We start from the raw sequence: 17,137 nt of genomic DNA, 5'->3' as shown, positions 1-17,137 counted from the left end.
ACACCTTCCGCATGCATGAGCCGGCGCCACGCCGCCCGCACGACGCGGCCGCGGCCGACTACCTTTTCGCCACCGCGGTCACGCTGGCGGCTTTTGCGCTGACTTTCGTTGCCGACCGCTACCTGTCGATCGCCAATCTCTCGCTGATCCTTCTGACCGGGGTGCTCGCCGTCGCGGTACGCAAGCGCATGGCGGTAGCCGTCTATACGGCCGTATTGTGTTTCCTCGGCTACAACTTCTTCTTCACCCGCCCGCGGTACACGCTGGCCATCGCCAACGGCGACGACGTGCTGGCGATCGTGCTGTTCCTGATCGTCGCGCTCGTCTGCAGCCGCATGGCCACCCGGCTCTCCGACCAGATCGCCTCCCTGCGAACCGCGCAGCAGCGCACGCGCACGCTGTTGCAGCTGGGCAGGCAACTGGCCACCGCCGCCGGTGCCGCGGCGATTCGCGAGGTCGGCGCTCGCGCATTGACGCAGGCGGTCGGCGCAACCGTCCACATCAACCCTGCCGAGCAAGCATCCGCCGTCGATCGAAACGGTGAGTCCGGCGGCGAGTGGGTGGTTCCGCTGACCGTCGGCGCCCACGGCCACGGCACGGTGGTGTTTGCCACGCGAGGTTCGGACGAACCCGATGCCGAGCGGCGCGAGCTGGCCCTCGCGATGAGCCAGGACATCGCACTGGCACTGGAACGCGCCCGACTGGCGCACGAGCTCGAGCAGGCCCGCGTGCAGGGCGAAACCGAGCGGCTGCGCAATGCCCTGCTCTCCTCCGTCTCGCACGACCTGCGCTCGCCGCTGGCTTCGATGATCGGTGCCGCCGACACCCTAGCCATGTACGAAACGCAGCTGCCGCGGGACGAACGGCAGGAGCTGCTGCAGTCGATCGTGCATGAGGGCCAGCGGCTGGACCGCTACATCCAGAACCTGCTGGACATGACCCGGCTCGGCCATGGCGCGCTCAAGCTGCATCGCGACTGGGTCGATGCGACCGAAGTGCTGGTGACCGCCACCGACAGGCTGCGCCGGTTCTTCCCGGCACTCGCCGTGCAGACCGCGCTGCCGCAGGAGACGGTACTGCTCTATGTGCACCCGGCGCTGATCGAGCAGGCGCTGTTCAACGTGCTGGAAAACGCCGCACACTTCTCGCCGCCCGACGAGGCCGTGCGCCTGGAGGCGGCGGTGATCGGCGAACAGCTGCAGATCGAGGTGATCGATCACGGGCCGGGCATTCCGCCGGATGAGCGGGCGCGCATCTTCGACATGTTCCATTCGGTCTCGCGTGGCGATCGCGGCAACAATGGCACCGGGCTGGGCCTGTCGATCTGTCGCGGCATGATCGGCGCGCACGGCGGCAGCGTGGAAGCGCTGGCTACCGCTGGCGGCGGCACCACCATCCGCATCACCCTGCCCCTGCCACCCGCACCGGAGAGCAGCGCTTGAACACTTCCGCGCCACGCGTGCTGGTGATAGACGACGAGATGCAGATCCGTCGCTTCCTCGACATCGGCCTGCGTGCCGGGGGTTATCAGGTGCTGCAGGCGGCCAACGCTGCCGAAGGGCTGGCCCTGGCCGCTACCCAATCGCCCGATCTGGTCATCCTCGACTTGGGCCTGCCCGACCGCGAAGGCCATGAAGTGCTGGCCGAATTGCGCCAATGGAGCTCGGTGCCGGTGCTGATGCTGTCCGTGCGCAGCGCCGAGAGCGAGAAGGTGCGCGCGCTGGACAACGGCGCCAACGACTACGTGACCAAGCCGTTCGGCATGCAGGAACTGATGGCCAGGCTTCGTGCCCTGCTGCGCCACCATCCCGCCACCGGCGCGGCCGACGTGCCGCCGCGGTATGCCGACGGCCATCTGGCGATCGACCTGGCCCGTCGCGAAGTCAGCCTCGATGGCAAACAGATCGCGCTGACCCGCAAGGAGTACGCCGTGCTCTCCCTGCTGCTGCGCCATGCCGGCCGCGTGATCAGCCAGCAGCAATTGCTGCGCGAGGTGTGGGGGGCGACGCATGTGCAGGACACGCATTACCTGCGCATCGTGCTGGGCCGCCTGCGCCAGAAGCTGGGCGATGATCCCGCCGCGCCACGCTGGCTGAAGACCGAGCCGGGCATAGGCTACCGTTTCCTGGACGGCAGCGGCGACGAATCCGCACCCAGCTGAAATCCTTGCCGCCACTGGCTGATGGGCGTGCACTGGCAGATATACTCGGCATTCAACGCCACTGCCTGGAATGCCGCCATGTCGATGCGCCACTTGTTGCCCTGTGTTGGCCTCGCGTTGGCGCTTGTGCAACCTTCCAGCGCAGGCGCCGAAACCACCGCACAGCTGATGCCCGAAACCATGGCCATGCTGCGCCATGCCATCGCCGCGCAGACGGTGGAAGGCAAGGGCCAGGTGCCGGCATTCGCGCGCTATCTCGCCGGCAAGCTGGAATCGGCCGGCTTCGCCAAGTCGGACATCGAGGTCATCCCGGTCGGCGAGACCGCCGCGCTGGTCGCGCACTACCGCGGCAGCGGCAAGGGCAAGCCGATCCTGCTCTCGGCGCACATGGACGTGGTGGCGGCCAACCCGAAGGACTGGAGCCGCGACCCGTTCACGCTGATCGAGGAGAACGGCTACCTGTACGGCCGCGGCACCTCCGACATGAAGACCAGCCTCGTCACCCTGGTCGCCACGATGATGCGCTTCAAGCGCGAGGGCTTCGTGCCCGGCCACGAGATGATCCTGGTGTTCTCCGGCGACGAGGAGACCGCGATGGCTTCCACCCGCGAGCTGGCCAGGCGCTACCACGACGCCGAGTTCCTGCTCAACGCGGATGCCGGCGGCGGCACCTTCGACGACCAGCTGAAGCCGGTGGACTATGAAATCCAGGCCGCCGAGAAGACCTATGCGGACTTCCTGCTCACCGTCACCTCGCCCGGCGGCCATTCCAGCGAACCGACGCCCGACAACGCGATCTACCGGCTGGCCCAGGCGCTCGATCGCGTCGCCGGCTACGCCTTCCCGGTGCAGCACAACGAGATCACCCTGGCCTCGCTGAAGGCGGTGGGCGAGCACAGCCACGGCCCGCTGGCGCAGGCCATGCTGCAGTTCAGCGCCCACCCCGACGACGCCCGGGCCGCCGCGGTCATCTCGGCCGACCCCGCCTACGTCGGCCAGCTGCGCACCACCTGCGTGGCGACCATGCTCGACGGCGGCCACGCACTCAACGCCTTGCCGCAACGCGCCAGCGCCAACATCAACTGCCGCATCTTCCCCGGCACCAGCGTCGCCGCCGTCGAGGCCACGCTCCACCAGGTGGTGGCCGACCCCAGCGTGAAGATCACCGTGCAACAACCGCCGCCCGTGCAAAGCCCGGCTTCGCCGCTGCGCGAGGACATCGTGGCCGCCGTCACCGCCACCGTGCACGAGCGCTTCCCGGGGCTGGACGTGGTGCCCGGCATGTCCGCCGGCGCCTCCGACAGCCTGCACTTCCGCAACGCCGGCGTGCCCAGCTACGGCGTCTCGCCCAACTTCGGCAAACCCGGCGACAGCTTCGCCCACGGCCTCAACGAAAAACTGCTGGCCTCCGAGGTCCCGGCCGCGCTGGATTTCTGGCACAGCCTGCTGACGAAGCTGGCGAAGTAAGCCGCTCGGCGCGACCATGCCGGCGGGGTGGGCGTCGCCTCACCCGGCCAGGTGCTCGTACAAAATCACCACGCCCACCCCGATCAGGATGAAACCGCCGATCATCTCCGCGCGCTTGCCCACCACCTCGCCCAGCGCGCGACCAAGCATGATGCCCAGCGTGACCATGCTGAAGGTGCACAGGCCGATCACCACCGCGACCACCGCGATCGGCGTATCGACGAAGGCCAGCCCCACGCCCACCGCCAGCGCGTCGATGCTGGTGGACAGCCCGGTGATGGCCAGCGCGGCGAAGCCGTGCCGCTTCGCTTCATCAACCGGCTCGTCCGGCTCGGGCTTGAGCCCGTTCCAGATCATGTGCAGGCCCAACGCCAGCAGCAGACCGAACGCGATCCAGTGGTCCCACACCTCGATGTAGCGCGCCGCGCCCTTGCCCAGCAGCCAGCCGACCACCGGCGTGATCGCCTCGATCACGCCGAAGATCGCGCCGGCGCGCAGCGCCTGGGTCAGCCGTGGACGCGTCATCGCCGCGCCCTTGCCGATCGCCGCGGCGAACGCGTCGGTGGACATGGCAAAGCCAAGCAACAGGATGGAGACGGGGTTCATGAGCAGCCATTCGGTCGGGCCAGGCGCAACGGCACCACGACGCGCCCGACCGCAGTGGCGCCGTGAGCCGTTGGTCTCGCCAACCAGGATCGGTGTCTTCGCCACGGCGGATGGACGCCGAGCATGTTGACGGAGACGCCTCGCCGCAGCGAGGCAGGCTACTCCCCAAGGGATGTTGCGCTGCCGGCAAAGCCCGCAGCGCGGCGGCAAGGTTAGCACAACGGCGCAGCGGGCCCGGCACAGGCAGACGGGCATGCCGTCGCGCATACTGGGGCTTCGTTCAAGGCATGCAAGGGGATTTCGAATGAGAGCAGCACGAGCGCTTGGCCCCGCCGCGGTGGCCGCCCTGATCTTCTGCACCGGCATCGGTCCGGCCCGCGCCAACACCGCCACCGAGGCACTGCCTGAAACGATGGCGATGCTGAAACATGCGGTCGGCATCCGCACGGTCGAGGGCGAACGCCAGGTGCCGGTGCTGGCCGCATACCTGGCCGGCAAGCTCAAGGCTGCCGGCTTTGCCGACGGCGACGTCGAAATCATTCCGGTGGACGACACCGCCGCGCTCGTGGCGCGCTACCGCGGCACCGGCGGAGGCCGGCCGATCCTGCTGTCCGGGCACATGGACGTGGTGGCGGCGAAGCGCGAAGACTGGACCCGCGACCCGTTCACCCTGGTCGAGGAAAACGGCTATCTCTACGGCCGCGGCGTGGCAGACATGAAAGCCGCTGCGGTGGTGCTGGTCGAAACGTTGATCCGGTTCAAGCGCGAAGGCTTCACGCCGCGCCACGACCTGATCCTGCTGTTGTCCGGCGACGAGGAGACCGCGATGGCCTCGACCCGCGAGCTGGCGAAGCGCTACCACGACGCCGAATTCCTGTTCAACGCGGACGCCGGCGGCGGTACCCTCGACGCCGAGACCGGCAAGCCCTTGCTGTACCAGATCCAGGCCGCCGAGAAGACTTATGCGGACTTCCAGATCGCCCTGACCTCGCCCGGCGGGCACTCCAGCGAACCCGGCGCGGACAACGCGATCTACCGGCTGGCGCGCATCATCGACCGCGTCGCCGCCCACCAGTTTCCGACGGAAAACAACGAGATCACGCTCGCCTCGCTGCGTGCGCTCGGCGCCCACATCCCCGGCCCATTGGGCGCGGCGATGACCCGCTTCGCCGCCCATCCCGACGATGCCGCCGCGGCGGCCACCATCTCCGCCGACCCCGCCTACGTCGGCCAGATCCGCACCACCTGCGTGGCAACCATGCTCAAAGGAGGCCACGCGGTCAACGCGCTGCCGCAGCGCGCCAGCGTCAACATCAACTGCCGCATCTTCCCGGGCACGTCGGTCGACAGCGTGCGCGACACCCTGGTCAAGGTGATCGACGACAAGTCCGCCAGCGTGACCCGGGTGTCCACCCCGCCGGTGCCCAACGCCGCCTCGCCGCTGCGCCCGGAGGTGATCGCGGCCGTCGCCGACGCCGTGCACGCCCGCTTCCCTGGCGTGGACGTGGTGCCGAGCATGTCCGCCGGCGCCACCGACAGCAAGCACTTCCGCGCCGCCGGCGTCCCCAGCTACGGCATCGATGCCGCCTTCACCAAACCCGACGACACGTTTGCCCACGGCCTCAACGAGAGGCTGCCGGCGTCGGAAGTCGCGGCGGGGTTGGAGTTCTGGCATCGAGTGCTGGTGCAGCTGGCAAAATGAAGCGTCGACGAAAGACCCTGTGGCTGTTACGTCGCTCGCCACTCAGCGGCGTCCGTACCGAGTCCGGACCTGACACCAATATGCCCGTTCGGGTTGGGTGTACAGTCAGCCACGCGGATGTATCAGGGGAACAGGGATGACAATCGTTGTCGCATTGAAGGTAGGTGATGGACTCGTACTTGGGGCAGATAGCGCCTCGACGCTCTTCACCGCGACCGAGTACCACAACTCATATTTCAATACAGAAAAATTGATGCACGTCAACGGACTTCCCGTTGGCGCACTGACTTTCGGACTTGGTTCTCTCAACAATCGCTCAGTGTCCAGCCTTGCAAATGATCTCCGACGTAGACTGATCAGCGAAGATCCAAGCTGGCGGGTTGATCCAGCGAACTTCACGCTTGAAGATGTTGTTGACCGCTTCAAGCGGTTTTACTACGACGAGCTGTATACCGAAGCTTTCAAGAACGAGCCGGGTTCTACCCCGTTTCCACGGACGGTTTGATTAAGGCTGAAAACTCCCGGTCGCGCCGGGCAACTCTACGACGCATGCGCGGGTTGTGGAACCGCTCAAGGTAATCGAACAGATCGGCCCGCGCCTCGTCGCGAGTCCGGTAGCAGCGATGGTGCACCCGCTCTCGTTTGAGCATCCCGAAGAAGCCCTCGCACGCCGCGTTGTCGGCGCAGTGGCCAACCGCACTCATGCTGCTCACCAGGGCATTCCCGCCCAGGAACTTCTGATACGTGCCGCTGATGAACTGGCCACCGCGATCGGAGTGCAGGATGACCTCCGAGCTGCCTTGCCGCTGCCACACCGCCATTTGCACCGCCCGCACCACCATGTGGCGATCCTGGCGGTGATGCATCGACCAGCCCACCACCAGCTTGCTGTACAGATCGACCACGACGCACAGGTACAACTTGCCTTCCTGCGTCGCGACTTCGGTGATGTCGGTTACCCATTTCGTCTCCGGTTCGGAGGCTTGGAAGTCACGTTCCAGCCGGTTCTCGATCCCCACGGGCCGGGCGCCCGGCTTGCCGCCAAAACGGCGCCGGGTTCGCCGTGGCCAGCCCTGCAGGCCAGCGCGGGCCATCAGTCGAGCCACCCGATTGACGCTGGCATGCATGCCCTCATCGACCAGGTCCTCTTGCATGCGTGGGGCGCCGATGACGCCCTTGCTGTCCTCGTGGATCTCCCGGATGCGCTCCAGCAGGCCCGCGTTGGCCCGCGCACGCGGGCCCGGCTTGCGCCCGACCCAAGCGTAGAAACCACTCGTTGAAACTTCAAGGCAGCGGCACATCATCCCGACGGGATAGTCGCTGCGGCAGCGCTCAATCACCGCGTACCGTTCGGTGATTGCTTCGCGAAGTACGCTGCCGCGTCTTTTAAAAAATCCCGTTCCTTGGTCACGCGCGTCAGTTCGCGCTTGAGCCGAGCGAGCTCCTCGTCACGCGGGGTGCCGCCTCCGGGGAAAGCTTTGCCACCTCCCGCCTCGGCCTCCCGCACCCACCGGGTCAGCATGTTCGGATTGACGCCGACCTCCAGGGCGACCTGGCGGCAGCTCGACTTCGACCGCCGAACCAGTTCGACGATCTCCCGTTTGTATTCAGGGCTGTAACGCTTGCGCTTGGACATGGACACTCCTCTGGCCCAGTATGGGGCTTAGTGAAAGTGTCCGCAGAATCGGGGTAGAACCCTTGTCCCCCGATCAGATAAAGCGCATCGAGGAATCCGTACAAAAGACTGAGCCCAAGCATCAGCCTTACGTGAGCGCCTATCTTCAACGATCTTGAAGACGTTGTTTGCGCCGTCAGCACAGCCGTCGGGCCGTGAGCCCGAGCACGACGTCGGCTTACCAAAATCAGCCCTTCTCTCGATTGCGCCCAGCAGGAAACGTGCATCGCACTCTAGGGAGTCATAGGGCAATCAACATATCCACGCTACAATGACCGGTTCGCGCTCAAGCCGACCCGCTCCCCATGTCCACCCATCTCGACGAAACCCGCCGCCGCCGCACCTTCGCCATCGTCAGCCATCCTGACGCGGGCAAGACCACGCTGACCGAGAAGCTGCTGCTGTTCGGCGGCGCGATCCAGATGGCCGGCTCGGTGAAGAGTCGCAAGACGTCGCGCAGCGCCACCTCGGACTGGATGGCGCTGGAGAAGGAGCGCGGGATTTCGGTGACCTCGTCGGTGATGCAGTTCCCGTACGACGGCAAGATCGTCAACCTGCTCGACACACCGGGACACGCGGATTTCTCCGAGGACACCTACCGCGTGCTGACCGCGGTGGATTCGGCGCTGATGGTGATCGACTGCGCCAAGGGCGTGGAGGAGCGCACGATCAAGCTGATGGAAGTGTGCCGGCTGCGCGACACGCCGATCATGACCTTCATCAACAAGCTCGACCGCGAGGGCCGCTCGCCGATCGAACTGCTGGACGAGGTGGAGTCGGTGCTGGGCATCGCCTGCGCGCCGCTGACCTGGCCGATCGGCATGGGCAAGCGGCTGAAGGGCGTGTACCACCTGGCGCTGGACGAGGTGCACATCTTCGAGCCGGGCAAGAACTTCACGCGGCAGGACTCGACCATCTTCAAGGGCCTGGATGCACCGGGGCTGGAAGAGAAGATCGGTGCGGAGGCGATGCGCGAGCTGCGCGAGGAACTGGAGCTGGTGCAGGGCGCCGCGCCCTCCTTCGATATCGACGAGTACCTGGCCGGCCGGCAGACGCCGGTGTTCTTCGGCTCGGCGGTGAACAATTTCGGCGTGCAGCTGCTGCTGGATTTCTTCGTCGAGCACGCGCCCAGCCCGCGCCCGCGTGCCACCACCACGCGCGAGATCCAGCCGGAGGAGGAGAAGCTGTCCGGCTTCGTGTTCAAGATCCAGGCGAACATGGACCCGGCGCATCGCGACCGCGTGGCCTTCATGCGCGTGTGCTCGGGCACCTATACGGCCGGCATGAAGATGATCCAGACGCGCACCCACAAGGAAGTGCGCATCGCCAACGCGCTGACCTTCATGGCCTCCGACCGCGAGATCGTCGAGACCGCCTACCCGGGCGACGTGATCGGCCTGCACAACCACGGCACCATCACCATCGGCGACACCTTCACCGAGGGCGAGCTGGTCACCTTCACCGGCATCCCGAACTTCGCGCCCGAGCTGTTCCGCCGCGCGCGGCTACGCGACCCGCTGAAGATGAAGGCGCTGCACAAGGGCCTGGCTCAGCTCTCCGAGGAAGGCGCCACGCAGTTCTTCCGCCCGCTGATGTCGAACGACCTGATCCTCGGCGCGGTCGGCGTGCTGCAGTTCGAGGTCGTGGCGTACCGACTGAAGGACGAATACAACGTCGACGCCAGCTTCGAGCCGGTCGGCGTGAGCACCGCGCGCTGGGTGCATTGCGACGACGAGAAGAAGATGGATGAGTTTCGCGAGAAGAACGCGATGCACCTGGCCATCGACGGTGCCGGCGAGCTGGTCTACATCGCGCCGACGCGGGTCAACCTGCAGCTGGCGCAGGAGCGCTGGCCGCAGGTGCGCTTCGCCGCCACCCGCGAGCATGCCGCCTCCGTGGAAGCCTGAGCAAAGCCACCCTGCCCCACTGGCCAGCGCGCCGGCACGCCGCTACCTTGGGCGTTCGCACAAGGGGAGGCTGCATGCAACAACAGACGTTGGCGTTTTCCACACCGGCCACGGCACCTCGGTGGAAGCGTTGGCTGCTGTTTTCCCCGCCGGCGCGGATCGCGATCTTCGTGGCCTGGCTGGTGGGTCTCATGGTGGCGGTGCAGTTCGTCTTCTTCGCACTCGGCCTGGACAAGGACACGCCGGTGTTGCAGCGCGACCTGGCGCAGTTCGTCCTGCGTGCGCTGGTACCGCTGGCGGCATATCTGATCCTGGTGAGGCTGATCGAACGCCGGCCGCTCGCCGAGCTGGCCCCGCGCACGCTGCTGCCGCAAGGCCTGCTTGGCGTGCTGATCGGGCTGGTCCTGTTCAGCGCCGTGGTGGCGGCCTTGTGGCTGGCCGGCAGCTACCACGTGGAGGCCATCCGCGCGGATGCGCCCTGGCTGGGTGCGTTGCTGGTGGTGGGGCTGGGCGCCGGCATCGGCGAGGAGATCATGTTCCGCGGCGTGCTGTTCCGCATCGTCGAGGAAGGCCTGGGCACCTGGTGGGCGCTGGCCATCTCGGCCCTGCTGTTCGGCGCGGTGCACATCGCCAATCCCGGCGCCACGCTGTGGAGCTCGGCGGCCATCGCGATCGAGGCGGGCCTGCTGTTCGGCCTGCTCTATCACGTGACGCGCTCGCTGCCGACATGCATGGGCGTGCACGCGGCATGGAACTTCGCCCAGGGCACGATCTACGGCATTCCGGTCTCGGGCTCGCCGGCGGACGGCTGGCTGGTATCCACCCGCAGCGGCCCGGACTGGCTGAGCGGCGGCGTGTTCGGCGCCGAGGCGTCGGTGATCGCGCTGACGTTGTGTACGCTGTGTACGCTAGGCCTGCTGCTGTTCGCCCTGCGCCGCGGCAGCATCGTGCCGCCGTGCTGGCGGCGTCGGAATCCGTAAAGCTCAGCTGCGCTTGCGCGGCGACAGCCACATCAGCACGCGCGCCCGGAACACCGTCTCGCCCGCGTCATCGACCACCTCGACCTTGACCGGCCACTCCTGGCTCGCGCCGCTGGCAGGCGCGGCCGCCTCCGGCGTTGCCGTGCCGTGCATCGAGCCGACCGCCTTCTTCAGGTACTCGACGCTCATGCCCTTGGGTATCCAGCGCATGTCCGCCGGCACGGTCGCCTCGGCCATCATGCCGGCAGCGAGCTCGGCCAGGTTGCACAGCGCGATCGCGTGCACCGTGCCGATGTGGTTGTGCACGCGCCGGCGATCGCGGATGCGTACCTCGCAGCGGCCCGGCTGCAATGTCACAAAGCGCGGCGCGATGGTGGTGAAGTACGGCGCCTTCAGGCAGATCAGCCGCGAGAAGAGCCAGTGGCCCGCGGGCCAGCGCGTGATGCGCCGATACAGCGACAGCACCGAGGCGCTCACCGGTCACCCTCCAAAATGGAACCGGTCCGCACGGCTCACCCGGCGTCCGCGCGCGTCTTGAACGCACGCATCTCGTCGGTATCGAAATCGTCGACCGAGATGAACTCGAACACGCCCTCGCGCACGCGCCTGAGCAGCTCCGCCTCCGCTTCGGAAATCACCCCGGCCTGCTGTGCTTCGACGAGCTGGTCAAGATAGTCGTGCGAGCTGAACTGACCGGACTTGAGCGCCTTGCCGAACTTGCGGTCGACCGGCTCGGCGGCGATCACGTCCGGCAGCAGCGCCTTCATGCGGCCGATCGTGTTGTTCGGCGTGGGCGTGGTGTAGACCCAGTCGGTGAGGCGGTCGAGCGCCTCGTTCGGCGCGGTGAGCAGCGCGGCGACGCGGCGGCCCAGACGATCGGACGGCGGCACCTCGCGGCGGCCCAGCGGGAACACCAGGACGCGCAGCAGCCACGCCACCGGGCGCACCGGGAAATTGCGGATCGCGCCGTCCAGCGCATTCTGGATCAGCCACATGCACTCGTGGAAACCCCAGGCCAGGAACGGGCGGTCGGCTTCCGGCCGGCCGTTGTCCTCGTACTGCTTGAGCATGGCGCTGGCGATGTACAGGTAGCTCAGCACGTCGCCCAAGCGGGCCGACAGCTTCTCCTTGAACTTCAGCTTGCCGCCGAGCACGCCCATGAACACGTCGGCGCACAGCGCGAGCGCGGCGGAGTAGCGATCGAGCTTGCGATAGTAGCGGCGGGTGTAGGCATCGCCGGCGGCCTCGCCGATGCGCGCGCCGGAGAGGCCCATCGCGAAGCTGCGCACCGCGTTGGAGATGCCGAAGCCGAGGTGGCCGAACAGCAACCGGTCGAACGTCTTCAGCTGCTCGCCGCGGTCGGCGATCGACAGCGCCTGCATTTCCTTCAGCACGTACGGATGGCAGCGGATCGCGCCCTGGCCGAAGATCATCAGGCTGCGCGTCATGATGTTGGCGCCTTCCACCGTGATCGCGATCGGCACCGCCGACCAGCCGCGGCCGGCGTAGTTCTTCGGCCCGAGCTGCACCGCCTTGCCGCCGTGCACGTCCATCGTGTCGGCCGCCACCTGGCGCGCCCACTCGGTGGCGTGGTACTTGGCAATCGCCGAGGTGACCGCCGGCTTCTCGCCGCGATCGACCGCCGCCGCCGTGGCGCGCGACAGCGCGGCGGTGGCGTAAGCCAGGCCGCCGATGCGCGCCAGCGCCTCCTCGACACCCTCGAAGCGCGCCACCGCCAGGCCGAACTGCTTGCGCAAGCGCGCGTAGGTGCCGGTGGCCAGCGCCGACGCGCGCATGCCGCCGGTGGCGTTGGACGGCAGCGAGATCGCGCGGCCCACCGACAGCACCTCGACCAGCATGCGCCAGCCGTGGCCGGCCATCTTCGGTCCGCCGATCAGCACCGACAGCGGCGCGAACACGTCCTTGCCGTGCACCGGGCCGTTCTGGAACGGGATGTTCAGCGGGAAATGGCGGCGGCCGATCTGCAGCCCCGGCGTCGAGCGCGGCAGCAGTGCCAGGCTGATGCCCAGATCCTCTTCTTCACCCAGCAGGTGCTCGGGGTCGTACATGCGGAAGGCGAGGCCGACCACCGTGGCGATCGGCGCCAGCGTGATGTAGCGCTTGTCGAAGGTGAGCTTGAGTCCCAGCGTTTCCACGCCGTCGACCATCTGCTTGCAGACGATGCCCACGTCGGGAATCGAGGTGGCATCAGAGCCGGCATACGGCCCGGTCAGGGCGAAACAGGGGATTTCCTCGCCGACGGCGAGGCGCGGCAGGTAGTGGTTTTTCTGCTCGTCGGTGCCGTAGTGCAGCAGCAGCTCGGCCGGGCCCAGCGAGTTCGGCACCGCCACGGTCGAGGACACCGTGGCCGACATCGTGGACAGCTTCTGCAGCACCGCCGAGTGCGCCAGCGCGGAGAACTGCAGGCCGCCGTACTGCTTGGGGATGATCATGCCGAAGAACTTGTTCTTCTTGATGAACTCCCACACGTTCGGCGGCAGGTCGGCCAGTTCGTGCGTGATCTGCCAGTCGTCGATCATCGCGCACAGCTCTTCCACCGGGCCGTCCATGAAGGCCTGCTCCTCCACGGAGAGCTCGGGCTTGGGCTGCTTCAGCAGTTCATGCCAGTCCGGCTTGCCGGAGAACAGCTCGCCCTCGAAACCCACGGTGCCGGCTTCCAGCGCGGTCTGTTCCGTTTCGGAAAGCTTCGGCGTGACTTTCGCGAACATTTTCAGCAGCGGCGCGCTGATCTGCTTGCGGCGGAAGTCCACCATCAGCAGCGGCAGCGCGATCGCCAGCTCGATGAGGAGCTGGATCACCATCGTGGCCGGCGCGCGCACCAGCAGACCCACCACGAGAGTGGCGGCGACGGTGACGATGGCCCAGGTACGCAGGCTGGTGCGGTGATAGGCGCAGACGCCGGAGGCAATCAACGCCGCCAGCAAGGTAAGCAACACGGACATCTCGACACCTCTCAGGGTCAGGGGGCGGCGCCGGCGGTACGCGGCGTCACGGGGATTTCAAGGTGGTGCACGTAGTGGATCACTTCATTGGCAAAGGCGTCATTGGCGTCGCCGGCCACCATGTGCGTGGCGTGCGCCAGCTCGACATGGCGCGCCTGCGGCACCAGCTGCAGGAACTCGTCCACGGTGCCGCGCGAGACGACGTCGCTGCGGCCACCGGACAGCAGCAGCACCGGCACGTCGATGTTCGCCGCCGCGGCCAGCAGGCGCGGCTGGTAGCGCTCGCTCTCCTGCACCAGGTCGCCGGCCAGCAACGCCGGGTCCCAATGCCAGCGCAGCCGGCCGTCGGCACCCTCGCGCAGCAGCGGCCGCAATTGCTCGGCGCTCTTGCGTTCGCGCCGTTGCGGCAGGTAGGCGGCTACCTGCTCGGCCGCGTCGGCATAGTTGGCGAAGCCGTCCGGGTGAGCCTGCATGAAGGCGAGGATGCGTTGCACGCCTGCGGTTTCCCAGCGCGGCGTGATGTCGACCAGCACCAGCGCACGGAACGGTGAGGGTCGCCGTTCGCCGGCCAGCACGATGCCGAGCAGGCCACCCATCGAGGCGCCCACCAGGATCGGTGGCTGCGGCTGCGCGGCGGCCAGGCGCAACAGGTCGTCGGCGAACTGGTCCATGTGATAGCCGGTCGCGGCGTCCACGCGATCGCTCTCGCCATGACCGCGGGCGTCGAACGTGACGCAGCGGCAACCCGTCCGGGCGAGCGCCGCGGCGGCGGCGTTCCACGCCCCGCGGGTCTGGCCGAAGCCGTGCGCGAACAGCAGGCCCGGCGTCCCCTGCGGGTTCCAGGTTTCCACCGCCAGGCGCAGGTCGCCTGCAGCGACGCGTTCGACGGTAGGGGGCATCGGGATCGGATTGACCATACGGGAGAGTATGGATTGCCTGTGCGATGGCCGTCAACCGCTCGCCGGGCCGCGGCGCACGCCGATCGACGCCGCCCCATTACAAATGCCCGGGCTGTCGCTACCATACGGACATGAATGTCAGCAGCAAGCCGGAACGCACGCGCCTGTCGGCCGAAGATTGGGAACTGGCCGCCCTGCAGATGATCGCCGACCAGGGCGTCGGAGCCTTGGCAGTGGAAGCCCTCGCGCGCCAGCTCGGGGTGACCAAGGGCAGCTTCTACTGGCATTTCCGTACCCGCGAAGCGCTGCTCAATGCGGCCATGGAACGCTGGGAACAGTACGGCGAACGCGAGATCATCGGCCAGATCGAGCAGATCGCCGACCCGCGCCAGCGCCTGCCCGAGCTGTTCCGCCGGGTCGCGCACGAATTGCAGCCGCATCGCGTCTATGCCGCGCTGCTCAAGGCACTGGACCATCCGCAGGTGGTGCCGGTGATGGCCCGCGTCTCGCAGCGACGCATGGAGTTCCTCACCACCGTGTATCGCGAGGCCGGCCTGCCGCCGGCACAGGCACTGAACCGCGCGCGGCTGACCTATGCCGCCTACGTCGGCTTCCTGCAACTGAACTTCACGCTGGGCCTGCCGCGCCTGAGTCACGAGGAGTTCGACGCCTACGTCGAACACATGATCGCCACGCTCACCCCGGTGTAGCCCTGCGCAAACGGCCACGCGGCGCCCTCCGGCGCTGCCGTTGCTGCGCCCATCCTTGCAATACCAGTGCACGCAAACTACCGTGCCGCTTCCGTTTTTCAACAAGCCTTTCGAGGGACATGATGACCAGCAAGCTGGAAGCGCTTACCCAATGGGTCGACCAGGTGGCGGCACTGACCCGCCCGGCGCGGATTCACTGGTGTGACGGGTCGCAGGACGAATATCAGTCGCTGGTGCAGCAGATGCTGGCCGACGGCACCCTGATCGAACTGAACCAGACCACCCATCCGGGGTGCTACCTGCACCGCTCCGATCCGAAGGACGTGGCCCGCGTCGAGCAGCTGACCCTGGTCTGCCACCCCAAGCGCGAGGACGCCGGCCCGAACAACCACTGGATGGACCCGGCCGAGGCGCACGCCAAGATCGACGCGCTGTTCGACGGCTGCATGGAAGGCCGCACGATGTACGTGATCCCGTATTGCATGGGCCCGATCGACTCGCCGCTGTCGCGTTGCGGGGTGGAGATCACCGACAGCCCGTACGTGGTCGCCAACATGAAGATCATGACCCGCATGGGCGCCGCCGCGCAGGCGCGGATCGAGCGCGAAGGTACGTTCGTGAAGGGGCTGCATTCGGTCGGTGAGCTCGATCCCGAGCGTCGCTGGATCATGCACTTCCCCGCCGAACTCTCGATCAAGTCCTACGGCTCCGGCTACGGCGGCAACGCGCTGCTGGGCAAGAAGTGCCACGCGCTGCGCATCGCCAGCAACCAGGCGCGCACGGAAGGCTGGCTGGCCGAACACATGCTGATCGTCGGCATCGAGAACCCGCGCGGCGAGACGCACTATGTCGCCGCCGCGTTCCCCTCCGCCTGCGGCAAGACCAACCTGTCGATGCTGATTCCGCCGGAAGGCTACCGGCGTGACGGCTGGAAGGTGTGGACGGTCGGCGACGACATCTGCTGGATGCACCCCGGCGCGGACGGGCGGCTGTACGCGATCAACCCGGAAGCCGGCTTCTTCGGCGTGGCGCCGGGCACCAGCGACGCCACCAACCACAATGCCATGCAGAGCATCTCGCACGACACCATCTTCACCAATGTCGCCGTCACCGCCGACAACCAGCCGTGGTGGGAAGGCCTGCCCGGCACCCCGGTCACCGACTGGCAGGGACGTCCGTACGACCCGGCCAACGGCCCGGCCGCGCACCCGAACTCGCGCTTCACGGTCAGCGCGAAACAGTGCCCGACCTGGTCGGAGCAGGCCGAGGCGCCGCAAGGCGTGCCGATCAGCGCGATCGTGTTCGGCGGCCGCCGCCCCTCGCTGCTGCCGCTGGTGATGGAGGCGCGCGACTGGAGCCACGGCGTGCTGATGGGCGCCGCGATGGGCTCGGAAACCACCGCCGCCGCCACCGGCGCGGTCGGCGTGCTGCGTCGCGACTCGATGGCGATGAAGCCGTTCTGCGGCTATCACTACGGCGACTACTTCGCGCACTGGCTGTCGTTCGACCGGCCCGGCGCGAAGCTGCCGAAGGTGTTCCACGTCAACTGGTTCCGCAAGGGCGCCGACGGCAAGTTCCTGTGGCCGGGCTTCGGCGAGAACCTGCGCGTGCTGGAGTGGATGATCGACCGCGCCGAAGGCCATGTCCAAGGCGTCGAGACCCCGATCGGCATCGTGCCGGCGGCCGGCGAACTGAAGCTGGAAGGACTGGCGCTGGAGCCTGCGCGACTGGACGAATTGCTCGCGGTCGACGTAGCCGGATGGCAGGCGGAGCTGGAAGCCATCGACGCCTACCTGCAAACCTTCGCGCCGCGCCTGCCGGAGCGGTTGCGCCGCGAGCAGCAACGCGTGGCGCAGGCGCTGCAGGCCGATACCGCCAAGCCGGCGCGGCGGGCCGCCGTGTCCTGATGCACGCGCGAGTCCGGGCACGTACCGGACTCGCGACCGGGAAAACCACGCTCGTGGTTTTCCTCGCCGCTCCCGAAGGACGGGCCCGCGCGGCCCGTCCGCTTCAAACCCTTTCGCACCCCGCGGCATCCAAGCTGGCAAGATGATCGCCGCCTGCCCT

Annotated in this window: 14 protein-coding genes; 9 read left to right on the top strand and 5 right to left on the bottom strand. The window is 67.5% G+C overall.

From position 1 onward, the window contains the following. Positions 1 to 11: 11 nt before the first annotated feature. From ACVCMB_RS15820 to ACVCMB_RS15810, 3 genes are read left to right on the top strand one after another with little or no spacing between them, the layout of a single operon-like run. The gene (locus tag ACVCMB_RS15820; RefSeq protein ID WP_447105652.1) at positions 12 to 1,442 is read left to right on the top strand and encodes a sensor histidine kinase; all 1,431 of its coding nucleotides are present in this window, start codon (positions 12 to 14) and stop codon (positions 1,440 to 1,442) included. Next, complete coding sequence (locus tag ACVCMB_RS15815) at positions 1,439 to 2,161, top strand: response regulator (RefSeq protein WP_395116602.1); 723 nt, start codon at positions 1,439 to 1,441, stop codon at positions 2,159 to 2,161. Before ACVCMB_RS15820 ends, ACVCMB_RS15815 begins: the two co-directional genes overlap by 4 nt. A gap of 21 nt (positions 2,162 to 2,182) precedes the next feature. Then, entirely contained in the window at positions 2,183 to 3,628 is a 1,446-nt protein-coding gene (locus ACVCMB_RS15810) for a M20/M25/M40 family metallo-hydrolase (protein WP_447110576.1), read from the top strand. A 39-nt stretch (positions 3,629 to 3,667) separates the two neighbouring features. Here the strand turns inward: ACVCMB_RS15810 and ACVCMB_RS15805 are convergent, their stop codons facing one another. After that, the gene (locus ACVCMB_RS15805; protein WP_447105650.1) at positions 3,668 to 4,234 is read right to left on the bottom strand and encodes a manganese efflux pump MntP; all 567 of its coding nucleotides are present in this window, start codon (positions 4,232 to 4,234) and stop codon (positions 3,668 to 3,670) included. 304 nt (positions 4,235 to 4,538) lie between these two features. Between ACVCMB_RS15805 and ACVCMB_RS15800 the strand changes: the two genes are divergently transcribed. Beyond that, positions 4,539 to 5,936 (top strand): M20/M25/M40 family metallo-hydrolase, encoded by a 1,398-nt coding sequence (locus ACVCMB_RS15800; protein ID WP_447105649.1) that lies wholly within the window; start codon positions 4,539 to 4,541, stop codon positions 5,934 to 5,936. A gap of 136 nt (positions 5,937 to 6,072) precedes the next feature. Beyond that, positions 6,073 to 6,441 carry a hypothetical protein gene (locus ACVCMB_RS15795; RefSeq protein ID WP_447105648.1) on the top strand — a complete coding sequence of 123 codons (369 nt, stop codon included), beginning with the start codon at positions 6,073 to 6,075 and terminating at the stop codon, positions 6,439 to 6,441. On the opposite strand, the gene ACVCMB_RS15790 is transcribed toward ACVCMB_RS15795, so the two are convergent. Continuing rightward, positions 6,416 to 7,572, bottom strand: a protein-coding gene (locus ACVCMB_RS15790) for an IS3 family transposase (protein ID WP_447105647.1) whose coding sequence is annotated in 2 segments (ribosomal slippage) — positions 6,416 to 7,323 and positions 7,323 to 7,572 — 1,158 coding nt in all. Because the reading frame shifts where the segments join, the coding sequence is not laid out codon by codon here. The genes ACVCMB_RS15795 and ACVCMB_RS15790 overlap by 26 nt on opposite strands. A 344-nt stretch (positions 7,573 to 7,916) precedes the next feature. On the opposite strand from ACVCMB_RS15790, the gene ACVCMB_RS15785 reads away from it, so the two are divergent. After that, a complete protein-coding gene (locus ACVCMB_RS15785; RefSeq protein WP_447105646.1) occupies positions 7,917 to 9,518 on the top strand; it encodes a peptide chain release factor 3 in 1,602 nt (533 codons plus the stop codon). 74 nt (positions 9,519 to 9,592) lie between these two features. Beyond that, positions 9,593 to 10,498, top strand: a complete 906-nt coding sequence (locus tag ACVCMB_RS15780; RefSeq protein ID WP_447105645.1) for a CPBP family intramembrane glutamic endopeptidase — start codon at positions 9,593 to 9,595, stop codon at positions 10,496 to 10,498. A gap of 3 nt (positions 10,499 to 10,501) precedes the next feature. Here ACVCMB_RS15780 and ACVCMB_RS15775 read toward each other — a convergent pair whose 3' ends face one another. The 3 genes from ACVCMB_RS15775 to ACVCMB_RS15765 are packed head-to-tail and all read right to left on the bottom strand — an operon-like array spanning position 10,502 to position 14,360. Beyond that, a complete protein-coding gene (locus tag ACVCMB_RS15775; protein ID WP_447105644.1) occupies positions 10,502 to 10,975 on the bottom strand; it encodes a hotdog fold domain-containing protein in 474 nt (157 codons plus the stop codon). A gap of 35 nt (positions 10,976 to 11,010) precedes the next feature. Then, positions 11,011 to 13,461 (bottom strand): acyl-CoA dehydrogenase, encoded by a 2,451-nt coding sequence (locus ACVCMB_RS15770; protein ID WP_447105643.1) that lies wholly within the window; start codon positions 13,459 to 13,461, stop codon positions 11,011 to 11,013. 17 nt (positions 13,462 to 13,478) lie between these two features. Next, positions 13,479 to 14,360: an alpha/beta fold hydrolase gene (locus ACVCMB_RS15765; RefSeq protein ID WP_447105642.1), complete on the bottom strand. Its 882-nt coding sequence runs from the start codon at positions 14,358 to 14,360 to the stop codon at positions 13,479 to 13,481. A 131-nt stretch (positions 14,361 to 14,491) separates the two neighbouring features. Between ACVCMB_RS15765 and ACVCMB_RS15760 the strand changes: the two genes are divergently transcribed. Next, complete coding sequence (locus tag ACVCMB_RS15760) at positions 14,492 to 15,070, top strand: TetR/AcrR family transcriptional regulator (RefSeq protein WP_395116579.1); 579 nt, start codon at positions 14,492 to 14,494, stop codon at positions 15,068 to 15,070. 122 nt (positions 15,071 to 15,192) lie between these two features. Continuing rightward, the gene (locus tag ACVCMB_RS15755; RefSeq protein WP_395121341.1) at positions 15,193 to 16,977 is read left to right on the top strand and encodes a phosphoenolpyruvate carboxykinase (GTP); all 1,785 of its coding nucleotides are present in this window, start codon (positions 15,193 to 15,195) and stop codon (positions 16,975 to 16,977) included. The last annotated feature ends 160 nt before the right edge of the window (positions 16,978 to 17,137 follow it).

The organism is Rhodanobacter sp. UC4443_H10, assembly GCF_052978325.1.
This window is presented reverse-complemented; position numbering and strand designations above follow the sequence as displayed.